11 protein-coding genes, 2 tRNA genes and 1 pseudogene are annotated in these 12,939 nt (G+C 43.4%); 8 read left to right on the forward strand and 6 right to left on the reverse strand.

The features are described from left to right. Positions 1–100: 100 nt before the first annotated feature. The 3 genes and pseudogenes from L3V35_RS13520 to L3V35_RS13530 all read left to right on the forward strand — a co-directional run bounded on the left by L3V35_RS13520 (position 101) and on the right by L3V35_RS13530 (position 3,762). On the forward strand, positions 101–649 hold the full coding sequence (locus tag L3V35_RS13520; RefSeq protein ID WP_004734087.1) for an NAD(P)H nitroreductase: 549 nt from the start codon (positions 101–103) through the stop codon (positions 647–649). Between the two features lie 934 nt (positions 650–1,583). Further along, positions 1,584–1,685 (forward strand): annotated as a pseudogene (locus L3V35_RS13525) (nitroreductase); the annotation flags it as partial. 115 nt (positions 1,686–1,800) lie between these two features. After that, positions 1,801–3,762 carry a DNA topoisomerase III gene (locus tag L3V35_RS13530; protein ID WP_237300043.1) on the forward strand — a complete coding sequence of 654 codons (1,962 nt, stop codon included), beginning with the start codon at positions 1,801–1,803 and terminating at the stop codon, positions 3,760–3,762. Between the two features lie 60 nt (positions 3,763–3,822). Here L3V35_RS13530 and L3V35_RS13535 read toward each other — a convergent pair whose 3' ends face one another. Together L3V35_RS13535 and L3V35_RS13540 are read right to left on the reverse strand one after the other, a co-directional pair. Continuing rightward, positions 3,823–4,824 (reverse strand): DUF3080 domain-containing protein, encoded by a 1,002-nt coding sequence (locus L3V35_RS13535; protein WP_237300046.1) that lies wholly within the window; start codon positions 4,822–4,824, stop codon positions 3,823–3,825. A 7-nt stretch (positions 4,825–4,831) separates the two neighbouring features. Further along, a complete protein-coding gene (locus tag L3V35_RS13540) occupies positions 4,832–5,518 on the reverse strand; it encodes an SDR family oxidoreductase (RefSeq protein ID WP_237300048.1) in 687 nt (228 codons plus the stop codon). Positions 5,519–5,779: 261 nt separating this feature from the next. Between L3V35_RS13540 and L3V35_RS13545 the strand changes: the two genes are divergently transcribed. Beyond that, positions 5,780–6,700: a histone deacetylase gene (locus tag L3V35_RS13545; protein WP_237300049.1), complete on the forward strand. Its 921-nt coding sequence runs from the start codon at positions 5,780–5,782 to the stop codon at positions 6,698–6,700. Positions 6,701–6,765: 65 nt separating this feature from the next. Here L3V35_RS13545 and L3V35_RS13550 read toward each other — a convergent pair. Then, positions 6,766–6,856, reverse strand: a tRNA-Ser gene (locus L3V35_RS13550). A gap of 325 nt (positions 6,857–7,181) precedes the next feature. Here L3V35_RS13550 and L3V35_RS13555 point away from each other — a divergent pair. Genes L3V35_RS13555 through L3V35_RS13565 form a run of 3 tightly spaced genes read left to right on the forward strand, consistent with a single transcriptional unit; the run spans position 7,182 to position 9,070 of the window. After that, the gene (locus L3V35_RS13555; RefSeq protein ID WP_004734067.1) at positions 7,182–7,625 is read left to right on the forward strand and encodes an Rrf2 family transcriptional regulator; all 444 of its coding nucleotides are present in this window, start codon (positions 7,182–7,184) and stop codon (positions 7,623–7,625) included. A 38-nt stretch (positions 7,626–7,663) separates the two neighbouring features. Continuing rightward, positions 7,664–8,848: an NnrS family protein gene (locus L3V35_RS13560; protein WP_065204962.1), complete on the forward strand. Its 1,185-nt coding sequence runs from the start codon at positions 7,664–7,666 to the stop codon at positions 8,846–8,848. Between the two features lie 30 nt (positions 8,849–8,878). Further along, entirely contained in the window at positions 8,879–9,070 is a 192-nt protein-coding gene (locus L3V35_RS13565; protein WP_065204961.1) for a hypothetical protein, read from the forward strand. A 432-nt stretch (positions 9,071–9,502) separates the two neighbouring features. Here the strand turns inward: L3V35_RS13565 and L3V35_RS13570 are convergent. The 3 genes from L3V35_RS13570 to L3V35_RS13580 all read right to left on the reverse strand — a co-directional run bounded on the left by L3V35_RS13570 (position 9,503) and on the right by L3V35_RS13580 (position 11,796). Beyond that, positions 9,503–9,593, reverse strand: a tRNA-Ser gene (locus tag L3V35_RS13570). Between the two features lie 138 nt (positions 9,594–9,731). Beyond that, positions 9,732–11,540, reverse strand: coding sequence for a DUF3413 domain-containing protein (locus tag L3V35_RS13575; RefSeq protein WP_114633828.1), 1,809 nt, complete (start codon positions 11,538–11,540; stop codon positions 9,732–9,734). 28 nt (positions 11,541–11,568) lie between these two features. Continuing rightward, entirely contained in the window at positions 11,569–11,796 is a 228-nt protein-coding gene (locus L3V35_RS13580) for a YejL family protein (protein WP_004734063.1), read from the reverse strand. An 84-nt stretch (positions 11,797–11,880) separates the two neighbouring features. Here L3V35_RS13580 and yejK point away from each other — a divergent pair, with 84 nt between their 5' ends. Continuing rightward, the gene (gene yejK / locus L3V35_RS13585) at positions 11,881–12,885 is read left to right on the forward strand and encodes a nucleoid-associated protein YejK (protein WP_017079528.1); all 1,005 of its coding nucleotides are present in this window, start codon (positions 11,881–11,883) and stop codon (positions 12,883–12,885) included. The last annotated feature ends 54 nt before the right edge of the window (positions 12,886–12,939 follow it).

The following is a 12,939-nucleotide window of genomic DNA, read 5'->3' on the forward strand; positions in this document are numbered from 1 at the left end:
CAAATATTGCTTCAAATAGACAGCCGTTGAGATTTATTATCGTTTGTGTTCTGTGCTACAGTTCAATTATACAAACAATAAAAATTAGTAAGGACTTCAAATGGATGCTTTGGATCTATTGCTCAACAGGCGCTCAATCGCAAAACTCTCTGATCCGGCACCTGAAGGTGTGGCGTTAGAAAATATCATTAAAGCGGGCTTACGTGCTCCAGACCACGGCGCATTGACACCATGGCGCTTTGTTATCGCACAAGGCTCAGGGTTACAGAAGCTCTCTGATATTTTGGTTCGTGCAGCACAAGCTGACGAGAGCGAAGAAGCGGTCATTGAGAAAGTTAAAAAAGCGCCGTTTCGAGCACCAATGGTGATCACTATCATCGCAAAGGTAACTGAGCACGAAAAAGTGCCTGCATTCGAACAACACCTATCTGCGGGTTGCGCTGCACAGGCGATGCAAATGGCGGCCGTCGCTCAAGGTTTCCAAGGTTTTTGGCGTTCAGGTAAGTGGATGTTCCACCCTGAAGTACACCAAGCATTTGGCCTAGAAGGCGATGACGAAATTGTTGGTTTCTTATATTTAGGTACGCCGGGTTGTACACCAATGAAAGCCCCAGAGCGTGACTTCTCAAAGTTCGTCGAGTTCCTGTAGGTTTAGCAAGGAAAATAGCTATACAACGAATTGTTGGATGCTAACTGTATATTTTTAGGGGCTACATTAGATAATGTTTACGTTGTTGCGACCTAAAGGATGTGGTTTGAACAGGTTTTGTTTATCGCTAGGTAAGATTATTTGAGAAAAGAAGAGCGAAACAGCCCACTAGTGAGCTGCTTATAATACTAGGTCATTAGCGTACTTGCTAAGTCCCACATGATTGGTGGTATCAATAAAAGATAGTAGATCGTTCTCGTTACGTTGAGCAAAACAGTTGTTAACTCAGTCAATTTCATAAACACCGCCTTGGTTTTGCGATTTTTGAATGTTGTCTTTAACGTGAACTTTGATATGATTATTGATGTAATACGTCATCGTACTCTCAGTTCAGAAGACTGCAATCTTCTTGCTAAAAACGTGTATGAGACTGATAAATCAGCCCGCCTTTGTGTGGGCTTTTTTATTGTTTAGACTCTGTCATCTTACCTCCCTTAATTCGATTTCTACCTAGACTACATCTTGCTTTTCTTGCTTCTCCTTAGCACAGCATATTGATTTTAATTTAGTGATTACTACAAGATATTGTGTCGTATTTAACGAGAACCACCAACTTTGAGTATTGATTCAGATCAATAAAACGCGCACGCTGAATAAGATAAATTCAATGTTATTACGTGAGTTCTCAAGTCGAAAAGAAACAATGTAACAATAAAAAAACTGCTAAAAAGACTTGATTTAATAGACACTTAAATATGTCCTACGCAAGAGTAGTACAAATGACAATTCTAAAAAGCAAAGAAGGGTAGCCATTGTATCGGCCATACGACCCTTATCGATCAGATCTTTTAAATATGGAATGTCAGGCTTGGTAGTATAGTAAGCGTCAAGTGTTCAAATGACGTTGTACAGTTACAGAAAAGTCGCTAACAGAGGCGATGACGAAATTGTTGGTTTCTTATATCTAGGTACTCCGGGCTGTACGCCAATGAAAGCGCCAGAACGTGACTTCTCAAAGTTCGTCGAGTTCTTGTAAAGAAAGCTGAAGTTTGAATAGTGGAATGCTAACTGTATAAACAACCAGTTTTCCTTGATTTCTAGGGGCCACATTAGATAATGTGGCCCTAATTGTTTGTAGCATCTGGAAAAACATGTCTCGTCTTATTATTGCTGAAAAACCAAGCCTAGGCCGCGCGATCGCCGCTGCACTACCGAATCCACAGAAGAAAGACCAAGGGTTTATTAAGTGTGGCAATGGGGATGTGGTGACTTGGTGTATTGGACACTTATTGGAGCAGGTTGAGCCAGACGCTTATGACGACCGTTATAAGAAGTGGAACTTAGCCGATCTTCCTATCGTGCCGGAGCAATGGCAGCTGAGACCACGCAAGACTTCCAGCAAACAGCTCACGGTGATCCGAAAGCTATTGAAGGACGCGACCCAAATTGTCCATGCGGGTGACCCTGATAGAGAAGGGCAGTTGCTAGTTGATGAAGTTATCGATTACTGCAAGGTGTCTAAGGCCAAGAAAGAGTCGATGGACAGGCTGCTGATCAGCGATTTGAACTTACCAGCGGTGAAACGTGCGCTCTCTCAGATGCGCAGTAACCGAGATTTTATTCCACTGTCTATTTCTGCTTTAGCACGCTCTAGAGCCGATTGGTTATATGGCATGAACATGACCCGAGCTTACACCTTGCTTGGTCAAAAGGCGGGTTACCAAGGCGTGTTGTCGGTAGGGCGAGTTCAAACGCCTGTACTTGGTTTGGTTGTAAGGCGTGATGAAGAAATCGAAAACTTCATTCCTAAAGATTATTTCACTCTGCACGCTTTGATCCCTTATCAAAATAACGGCCAGAGCTTTGATATTCGAGCGCGTTGGAAGCCAAGCGAAGCATGTAAACCATGGCAAGATGAAGAAGGCCGCGTGCTCAATCGCAAGCTGGTTGAGAACGTTGCTAACCGAATTGCTAATCAACCCGCGACGGTGACGGAATCAGAGCAAAAGCAAAGCAAACAAGCGGCACCGCTGCCTTATTCGCTGTCAGCTCTGCAGATTGATGCGTCCAAGCGTTTTGGAATGAGTGCTCAACAGGTGCTCGACACTTGTCAGTCATTGTACGAGAAACACAAACTCATCACTTACCCTCGTTCTGATAGTCGTTATTTACCTAAAGATCACTACTCACAAAGAGAGTCGGTAGTAGATGCTATCGCTAATAATGCGAAAGAGCTGCAAAGTGGTGCTCAAGGTGCAGACCTTTCTCTTAAATCAAAAGCATGGAACGACAGTAAGGTTGATGCTCACCACGCAATAATCCCAACACCGAAGAAGTCATCAGTGAACGGCTTGTCTGCTAATGAGATGAAAATCTATCAGCAAATCGCTCGTCAGTATCTAATGCAATTCTACCCACCTGCGGTTTTTGCTGATGCTAAGCTGGTTTTTGATATCGCTGGTGGCGTGTTCATCGCTAAAGGACGTCAGCTTATCAACACGGGCTGGAAAGTGTTGATGGGTAAAACGGACACTGAAGAAAAAGGTGATGGCACAGATACGGTTCCTCCGCTGGATAAAGGAACTGTGTTGACGTGTCGTGAAGGCATTATTGGTGATAAGAAAACTGAGCCACCAAAGCACTTCACGGAAGCGACCTTGCTACAAGCGATGACTGGTATCGCGCGCTTTGTCGCAAACAAAGACCTTAAAGCCATTTTGAAAGAGACCGATGGTCTTGGCACAGAAGCAACCCGAGCGGGTATTCTAGATACTTTATTCAAGAGACAACTGTTAACGCGACAAGGTAAAAGCATCCATAGTAGTCCGGCGGGAAGAGGCTTGATTAATGCTTTACCTGAGGACTCGACCTTTCCCGACATGACGGCTCACTGGGAGCATCAGTTGCAAGGCATGGCTGAACGAAATCAAGCGTATCAACCTTTCATGCAAGAGTTAGAAAGCAAGATCGACGGCTTGATGGGCAAGGTAAAAACGGGTGAAGTTCCTGAATCCCTACGTCATCTTCCTAAAGTGGAAAGACCGGCCTTTAAGCGCCGTAAAAGTGGTGGGACAAGGAAGAAGACTTACGCTAAGAAAGGTACTAAAAGCTAAGAATTAATTGTTAGGGACTGAGATCAACAACTGTCCATTATTTGATATTTGAAGCCGGGATTAACGACCGACTTTGCGCCCGCAGCGCTTAAACAGCTGCTGCCAATAATCAACGTGGCGGCGAGTGGATGATCGAAAGGCTTGATGCGCATCTTTGATGGGAAAGTAATAACTGTGTAGCTCAGGCTGTGCGTCAAACATAGCAAGTTGCGGGGCTAGCTGCTGATAGTAGCCATCCAGTTGCGCCATGTAAGGTTGAACCTGACCAATATATTGTTGCTCGAACACATTGTTAAGGTAGCGAAATTTCGTTGTGTCTCGCTGTTTTCCGCAGATGATGTTCGCATCAAAAGTAGTGAGTTGCTTGGTGATGGTATCAAGTTCAACTGACGCACGAGCGAGCGAATAGTATAAATCCCCGAGCGTAGAGCTCTTCTCTAATATTTCTTGAACCTCAATAGTCTTGCCGGAAACGAGCGGCGCGTTTAACGCTTGGTTGAGATGTTCTAAGGCGCCACTGGTTTGTCGTACCTGATCGCCGATATCAGCACGTAACCACTGACTACCACGCATTTGCGACTGCATGGCATCGCTGGCATAGATTAGATTCCACTGGTGCAGCGGAAACTGTGTGAGTTTCTGCTGCTCGATTTCTTTCAGTAGCTCTACGACCTCAGGGTCTAATTCGCTAGCGGATAAACATTTGCCAACACCTGCAAGTAGGGCGACTTGATAATCGTAATTACGAAACTCATCCGCGACTTTCCCAAGAACCGAATTTCTTTCTGCAATTAGATTGAACAATCCACACTGACGAAGCTGGTAACTGTCGATGAGACCGATAGAAAGCGATGGCACGTCAATCAACAGTTCTCTTTTTCTCGGTAGGTTTTCAAATTCCCATTCCTCTTTTATCTGGTCAACATCTTGTACTCTAGCTATCTTGGTTTGGTAGTCGTCGAATAAGTCTCCGGGGCCATCACGGAAACAGCCAGCTAGCATCACCGTCAGACAAAACAGTGTTGAGTGCTTAACTAGGTTTGAGAGAGGGCCATCATTCATCTGCGGGTTACCAGTCTATTTCACTGCCATCGAAATTGAAGAAGTGACCACTTACTTCAGTATTCGCGGACTCGATGACTTTGATAAGACCTGAAGCCGAAGTGTCGGTGTCGATGAGAGCGTTTGGCCCACCCATTTCGGTCTGTACCCAACCTGGATGCAGAGCTAACACGGTAACGCCATTATCGGTTAAGTCGTTACTTAGGCTTTTTACAACGGAGTTTAGAGCGGCTTTGGAGGAGCGATAGATGTAGCCGCCTCCCGAGGTGTTCTCGGTCATGCTACCGACTCTAGAGGACAGGCAAGCGACCTTTTTGATATCGCTGTCTTCTAGTAGAGGTAATAGCGCTTCGACAAGCTTCAGTGGGGCAATAGTGTTGACTTCGAATACGCGGCGCCACTCTTCGACATCGGTATTACCCAGACCATAGCCTTTAGGACCATAGTAGCCAGCGTTGTTGATCAAGATATCAATCGGCTCCATTTGCGAAGGGAGTTGGCCTACTGCTTGGTAATCGGTTATCTCTAATTGAATGCAGGTCAAGTTGGTGTTGTTTTTCGCCAATGACAGAAGTGCTTCTGCGGAGGAGGCATCACGATAAGTCGCGTACACCTTGTGGTTACCTTTTAAGTACTGCTGAGTCAGGCTTAAGCCAATGCCGCGGTTCGCTCCAGTAATAAAAATTACGCTCATGGTGATTCCTTTTCAGTTCAATTAGTTAAGTTTGATGGCTTAACACGAGAAAATCAACGCTCCACCAACTGGCCATTAGCATACCTATAAAAATCATTACTGCTGCCATTGAGCCGCAGATCACCCCAAAGATGAGTATTAGGTTTTTCATAGCTGTCTCTTTTTGAAAGTTTAGATAATGATAACTATTATCATTAATTAAGGTTGTCGCCTAGGCTGAGACTGTTATGATTTTGAGAAAGATACGCAATTAACCTGATTATGATTCCTTTAATTTACCACCCAATCTATTCGCAGTTACCTTTACCAGAAGGTCATCGTTACCCAATCAACAAATATCAGTTGTTACACAGTGCTGTTGAAGCGTTAATGGATAGCGATCCTCTATGGAAGAGCCAGTTTGAAATCTTCCAACCAACGCCGGTTTCGGTTGAACAGGTAAAACAGGTTCACGATAGTGAGTATGTGGATTTGCTTGTTTCTGGTAATTTGCCCGCGGCGAAAATGAGACGCATCGGGTTCCCGTGGAGTAAACAACTTATTGAGAGAACACTCTACTCAAGTGGTGGAACCTGCTTGGCCGCTGAAATGGCAATAGAGAGTGGTTTAGCGATTCATTTGAGTGGTGGTTATCATCACGCACACTATGATTTTGGTAGTGGCTTTTGTTTGTTGAACGATCTGGTGTTAGCGGCAAAACATGCGCTGACCTTTGAACATATCGATAAAGTGCTTATCGTCGACAGCGATGTTCATCATGGCGATGGCACAGCAACTCTTTGCCAAGAGAATGACGACATCATTACTTTGTCGTTCCACTGCGACAAAAACTTCCCTGCACGAAAACCGCTATCTGATTTAGATGTGCCGTTAAGTCGTGAAACAGAAGATAAAGAGTTTCTGCGTTGTTTTGAACAAGTCACTAAGTTAGCGATTGCTCACCATCAACCTGATCTGATTATTTATGATGCTGGGATCGATATCCATCAAGACGATGAATTGGGTTACTTGAATGTTTCGACAAAAGGGATATTTGAACGCGACTGTTTCATGGTTGAATTAGCGAAATCAGAGTCTATTCCGATGGCATGCGTAGTCGGTGGCGGATATCGAACTCAGCACCAAGATCTGGTTCCAATTCACATGCAGTTATTGAAGGCCGCATTTGCTGTTAGCAGTTGAGCGGTGAGCTTGTGTGATCTCCAGATACAAAAAAGCCGCTGATTTCTCAGCGGCTTTTTTTAATGTGGTGGAGGGATAGGGATTTGAACCCTAGAACCGCTATTAACGGTTGCCGGTTTTCAAGACCGGTGCTTTCGACCACTCAGCCATCCCTCCAATGGCGCGTATAATATAAGGCTGGCTTTGGCTTGTAAATACCCTTATCAACTGACTGCTTTTTTTATGAACAAGTTTGTGCATTTTTATATGGTTAGAGTGAAAATACATCGAAGAATCTTCCTGATCGTTTCGACTTCGGGGGGTAGGTATCATTTGAGGAAGGAAAATGGAGAAAGGATCGAATACAACTGATGTGAGGAACGTAATTAGGACCGAAGCCTTGGCTTTTGGTGTGTAGCCACCATTCCTCATTAGGGTTAACTTGCCTTTGCTGTCTATAAGATTCATAATGAATGCATCTTATAGAGTGAAATATCCCACCATGCATATCACACGTTACACTGATTATTCCCTACGAGTTCTGATCTATTTAGCGATCAACAACCAATCTCTTAGCACCATCGGCGACATTGCTAACAGTTATGGTATTTCTAAAAACCATTTAATGAAGATCGTTCAGCAACTCAACCTCAAAGGACATCTGATCGCCACAAGAGGAAAAAATGGTGGTTTGAAACTCAGTTGTCATCCAAGTCAGATCAACATAGGTACGTTAGTTCGAGAGTTAGAAGACAAACGTAACTTGGTTGAATGTTTTGGCGAGGATAATAGCTGTGTCATTACACCAAATTGCCAATTGAAAACTATCTTTGCTGAAGCTCAAGAGTGTTTTTACAAAAGCTTAGACGCTTATAGCTTGCAAGATCTCCTCGGCGAAGGGCACAGCTACAAGCTAGGGCAACTATTGGCGGTTGAAGTTATTTAAAAGTAAGCAAGTTTTGTTTACTCACTAGGTTTACGATGATGAAAGATTTAAATCAAAACCCCAACAATGGCGTTTCAATGGCGGCATTTTTCGAACTCGCGTTTCGACCATTTTTTTTGTTTGCATCACTTTTTAGTATTGCTGCATTAGTTGGTTGGGCTGCTTTTTGGAATGGCAGTACAACCTTAAATGTTTATGGCGGTGCAATGTGGTGGCATATTCATGAAATGTTGTTTGGCTTTGCAGCCACTGTCGTGGTTGGTTTTTTACTGACGGCCGTACAAAATTGGACGGGTGTCCGCAGTATTAACGGACGCGGGTTAATGATACTTCTGGCTCTATGGTTGTGTGCGAGAATAGCCATGTTCCTACCTGAGGTTCTAAGCCCTTGGTTGGTGGCTGGACTCGATTTACTGTTTTTACCGATCGCTGTAATTTATCTTGCCCACAATATTGTCAGTGTGAAGCTTTGGCGAAATCTGTTGTTCATTCCTATTCTGCTGCTTATGACCTTTGCCAATGCTGCGATGCACTATGGTGTTCTATTTCAGCAGCCACTCTTAATTTCACAAGCTAGCACAAGTATGGTGCTGTTGGTGACTCTAGTCATGTGCATTATGGGTGGACGAGTTTTTCCTATGTTTACCGCTAATGGCACACAGACACCACGAACCCCTGCATTACCATGGCTTGAAAAGCTGAGCATCGTGAGCACGATTTTCGCCGTTGTGTTGAGCTTTCAGATACTTCCAGTTCCACAAAGTCTCGTTGCTTTCGTGTTTATTGCCAGTGGCTTGGCAAATGCGATTAGGGCAGTAAGGTGGAAAATATGGGTTGCTTTTAAGACTCCTCTCGTGTGGTCTTTACACTTAAGCTACTGGGCCATTTCGTTAGGATTGGTCTTGTATGGCGTTTCGATCATTTCACCATTGGTCACGCAATCACAAGCGATTCATGCCTTAACCGTTGGTGGAATGGGAGTGATGATCTTATCAATGATCTCACGTGTCTCTCTAGGACATACCGGTCGAACTATCGCGATTGGTAAAATAATGACTGCGGCGTTAATCGCCATTGTTTTTGCCTTTTTTGTACGAGTGTTTGGCGGGTACTTTACCCATAATATTGTTTATATCATTACCTTATCCAGTGCTCTGTGGGTTGTCGCGTACAGTTGTTTCGTTGTGTTGTACTTACCAATTTTAATAAAACCAAAAGCTTAAATTACTACAAGTTGCGAATGTTCAATATTGATGACTTTAAAGTTGCATTTAAAATACATCTTTAATATTATGTCTGCAGTGAATGACTTAAACACAATCAAAGAGAGTATGATTATGAGCTGTTGTGGCGGATGTGGTGGTTCAAACCACGAAGAAAAAGCAAATGAAGCTGAACAAAAGAAACAAGCAGAGCAGCAAGAGACTAAGCAAGAAAACGCTTAATTAAAGTAGCGCTCAAGCCAAATTTAGAAATCCAGAGACTTAGATGAAGCCTCTGGATTTTTTTTATTTTTATGGATTTATGATGAGTGCCTGAAACAAGCCTAAACACTATTCGAGCCTGCAGTGAATTCTGACTCTCTAGCGAGTAACTGTACCCGATTGGCATGCACCACCGTCTAGTCATATTGAATGAACGCGCTGTGCAGATAAGTTTGGTCTAAGGTATGTATCGATGACTGGAGTGCGGAGAGAATATAAATTGAGCTAGCCAGTGATATTCAAACAGCTATAGAGTCGTAACAGGGCTTTAAACTGTTCAGAATGAACCAAACAATCTGTCTTTGGGGAATAGTTGAATATTAAACTTTAGATTCGATTCACTTTACGCTAGACGCAAAAAAGCCGCTGATTTCTCAGCGGCTTTCTTTAATGTGGTGGAGGGATAGGGATTTGAACCCTAGAACCGCTATTAACGGTTGCCGGTTTTCAAGACCGGTGCTTTCGACCACTCAGCCATCCCTCCATTGGCGTGAATAATATAAGGGGGAGACTGCCTTGTAAACCCTTAATTATCATAATCTTGTTTGGTTGCTTGTTTTCTAGTCATTAGCGGCAATAAAAAAGGGAAGCCATTAGCTTCCCTTTTCTGTTTGATGACTATTTAGTCATTTTTTGTGTAGAAACGCTGTAGCTCAGTCAAGCCTTGCATCAACACAGGTAAGCGAGGGCTTACATCTTTTAGGCGTTTGTAGTTTTGGTCATACAACTTGTAGTTACCAAATTTATCTAACACAGTGGTTTGTTGGTCGGTAACAAGGGCAAGTTCACGTGAGTCACCCGCGAGAATCCACTTTCTTTTACGCTCATTAAACAGGCTGCGACCGCTACTGAAATCTGTTGGGTTTGAAGATACGCCCAATAGCTCTTGCATCAACGTTACGGACACGTCTAAATGACTAGAACGGTGAGTATATTCAGAAGCAGACTTACCAGGCCAGCTGATAAATAGTGGTACTTGTAACTGATAACGACTGTAGTTGGAGTTTGCGCCCCAGCTGTTGGTCTTAGTTTCGTTAAACTCGCTACCGTGATTAGAGGTAATGATAACCACCGTGTTGTCGGTTAGCTCTAAGCGTTCCAGTTCAGCGTAGATTGTTGCTAGCTGAGCATCGGCTGCTTGAGCAGACTTTTGATAGTCTGCAGCAAAACGTTCTGCTGTCGTTAACGTTGAGTCTGACTCTGAACTTGAATCGTAGCTAGAGAAGTTATCCAGCGTGGTCAGCTCAATGAAGTTAAACCAAGGACGTTTGGCTTGTGGTGATTGAATCCAGTTAGACCAAGCTTGTATCGCGCTTTTGTCATCATAAGTTGCTTGCTCTGGCATAACATCACGGCCTCGGAAGATGATTTCCGAGTAAAGTGCATCGTCAAAGTTGTCGCCACTGAAAGCCGCAAACTTATAATTGTGATTATCTAAAACGTCCAATAGTACTGCACTTGAACCTTGAGCTTCGATGCTGCTTGCATAGCTGCTTGGAAGGCCATAGAACAAACCGAAGATACCAAACATGTCGTTACTTGAACTGTAGTGATTGGTGAAGTTGATCGATTGTTGTGCGTAGGCATAGCTGTTTGGCATCGCTGTGGCATTAAGTGCATCAGAGCGAAGGTTGTTTACACTCACCATCAGGATATTAAGATCATCACTGCGGCGGTTGTATTGAATTTTTTCGAGCGGGTAGCTAACTAAGTTTACGTTCTCTTTGTTTGCTTCTAAACGCTGTAGATACTCTTCACGGTCTAACAGACCATGTTTTTCCATAAAGCTTTTCGCTGTCATTGGGTATGACAGTGGGAAGTTCGCTTTCTGGCTAGTAATTGGGTTGTAGAAATACGCATCAGCCCACATGTAAGTCAAGTGGCTGCTGATGAAACACAAGAAGAAGACGGCAGTAATCGGACGGCCAATGTGTTTATGAGACAGTTTACGTTGCTTACGCCAAACCCACTCAGACAGACCTAGCTGTAATAAGAAGATAAGCGGCATAACAATGAAGAGGTGTTGCAAATCAGATGTGAATGCAGACTCCTCTCCACTGAATAAAACCTCCCACACGACAGGTGTCAGGTGGAGGTTTATATTTTGATACGTTTGGGTATCAATCAGTAGGACAGTTAAACCTATGGTTGCAAAGCAAACGGCAACCAAACGTAATAACTTCCTCGACGGAAGAATAAAAGTGAGCGGAAACAGCACTAATAGATAAAGCGCGAATACTAAAAACCCGAAATGACCAACCCAAGATGCAGCCAAATAAAATTGACCCAATAGGGTTTCTGGCCAAGCAGATTGAGTAATATAACGAGTACCAATCAACATCGCAGCAATGATGTTGAAAAATGCAAACCAGTGACCCCAACCAACAAGTCGAGATACGCGATCGCTATATGAGTTTGCGCTGTCTACCATTTATAATTCTTTTATCCGTCAATCAAATTTAGTGAGACTTTTTATCTTCAAGAGAAGAGATTAAAGCTTCGGCAAATTTTTCAGCAATTCCTTTGCGTTGTGAAGCAGCAACATTCTGATTTAAGACATTGGTTGCGATATTTCCAGCGATCATCAGTGAAAGTTCTGGTGAAGCTTTGTGCTTAGTGAGTACAGCACCTACTTCAGCTAGGATTTTTTCAACTTGATCATCTGTGTATTTAGATATAATCGGCATAAGGACTCTAATAATGATAGTAAAAGCGGCTTATGATAACCTACTATGCACGACAACTGAAACCTGAACGGTAATATTTTCACTATGAGCCTTCACCTTTCCAACGTAATTTTACACCAGCTGAGCAAGAACGATCAGGATGAACTGATTGTTAACTATCGTGCTGAATCTCTAGAGAACGATGCTTCATCTGAAAGCCTAGTTGCTGAACTTCACCGTGTTTTTAATTCAAAAGCAGGTAAAGGGTTTGGTTCTTTCAAATCCGACAGCGAATTCCAGCAGTCGTTGCATGAATTTCGAGCGGGAGAGCAAAGTTTCTATGATTTCTCTCAAAAAAGTGCGCTACGTCTAAAAGATGAGTTATCGAAATACCCATTTGCTGACGAAGGCACTTTGGTACTCGCTGAATACCAATCACTGGCGACAGACTACCTTTTCATCGGTTTACTGCCTTCGAACCAAAGTTTGAAAGTGACTGAAGGGTTAGACATCAGTGCGACTGATTACCTTGATATCTCAAAGATGGATATTGTGGCGCGCCTTGACCTTTCAACATACGACACAGACAAAGAGTCAAACCGTTACTTAACTTACATTAAAGGACGTGTTGGCCGTAAAGTCGCGGATTTCTTCTTAGATTTCTTACAAGCTGAAGTCGGTTTGGATGCGAAACAGCAAAACCAAGTACTGATGCAAGCGGTAGAAGATTTCGTTTCAGACTCTAAGTTAGAAAAAGAAGAAGCGATCAGCTATAAAAAGCAGGTTGCGGATTACTGTAACGAACAGCTAAAAGCGGGCGATGAAGTTCAAGTTCGTGAACTTTCTGGAGAACTGCCAGCAAGCACTGATGGTACAAGCTTCTTTGACTATACTAGTGAGCAAGGCTACGAGTTAGAAGACAGTTTCCCCGCTGATCGCGCAACTATGCGTAAACTAACAAAATTTGTTGGTGCTGGTGGCGGTTTGAATGTTAGTTTTGATAGTCTGCTTCTAGGCGAACGTATCTTTTACGATCCGGAGACAGACACGCTAACGATTAAAGGCACTCCACCGAACTTACGTGACCAACTGACTCGCAATAAGTCATAGTCCGAAGTTAATGAGTAAAAGCGGCAGCAAGATGTTGTCGCTTGTTTTGTGCTT

This window comes from Vibrio sp. L5-1 (genome assembly GCF_021728315.1).
Lineage (GTDB): Bacteria > Pseudomonadota > Gammaproteobacteria > Enterobacterales > Vibrionaceae > Vibrio > Vibrio splendidus_K.

Bases quoted from the DNA above. Each gene is read 5' to 3' on its own strand.
- L3V35_RS13520 (WP_004734087.1), top strand. From the start codon at position 101: ATGGATGCTTTGGATCTATTGCTCAACAGGCGCTCAATCGCAAAACTC.
- L3V35_RS13530 (WP_237300043.1), top strand. From the start codon at position 1,801: ATGTCTCGTCTTATTATTGCTGAAAAACCAAGCCTAGGCCGCGCGATC.
- L3V35_RS13535 (WP_237300046.1), bottom strand. From the start codon at position 4,824: ATGAATGATGGCCCTCTCTCAAACCTAGTTAAGCACTCAACACTGTTT.
- L3V35_RS13540 (WP_237300048.1), bottom strand. From the start codon at position 5,518: ATGAGCGTAATTTTTATTACTGGAGCGAACCGCGGCATTGGCTTAAGC.
- L3V35_RS13545 (WP_237300049.1), top strand. From the start codon at position 5,780: ATGATTCCTTTAATTTACCACCCAATCTATTCGCAGTTACCTTTACCA.
- L3V35_RS13555 (WP_004734067.1), top strand. From the start codon at position 7,182: ATGCATATCACACGTTACACTGATTATTCCCTACGAGTTCTGATCTAT.
- L3V35_RS13560 (WP_065204962.1), top strand. From the start codon at position 7,664: ATGAAAGATTTAAATCAAAACCCCAACAATGGCGTTTCAATGGCGGCA.
- L3V35_RS13565 (WP_065204961.1), top strand. From the start codon at position 8,879: ATGACTTTAAAGTTGCATTTAAAATACATCTTTAATATTATGTCTGCA.
- L3V35_RS13575 (WP_114633828.1), bottom strand. From the start codon at position 11,540: ATGGTAGACAGCGCAAACTCATATAGCGATCGCGTATCTCGACTTGTT.
- L3V35_RS13580 (WP_004734063.1), bottom strand. From the start codon at position 11,796: ATGCCGATTATATCTAAATACACAGATGATCAAGTTGAAAAAATCCTA.
- yejK (WP_017079528.1), top strand. From the start codon at position 11,881: ATGAGCCTTCACCTTTCCAACGTAATTTTACACCAGCTGAGCAAGAAC.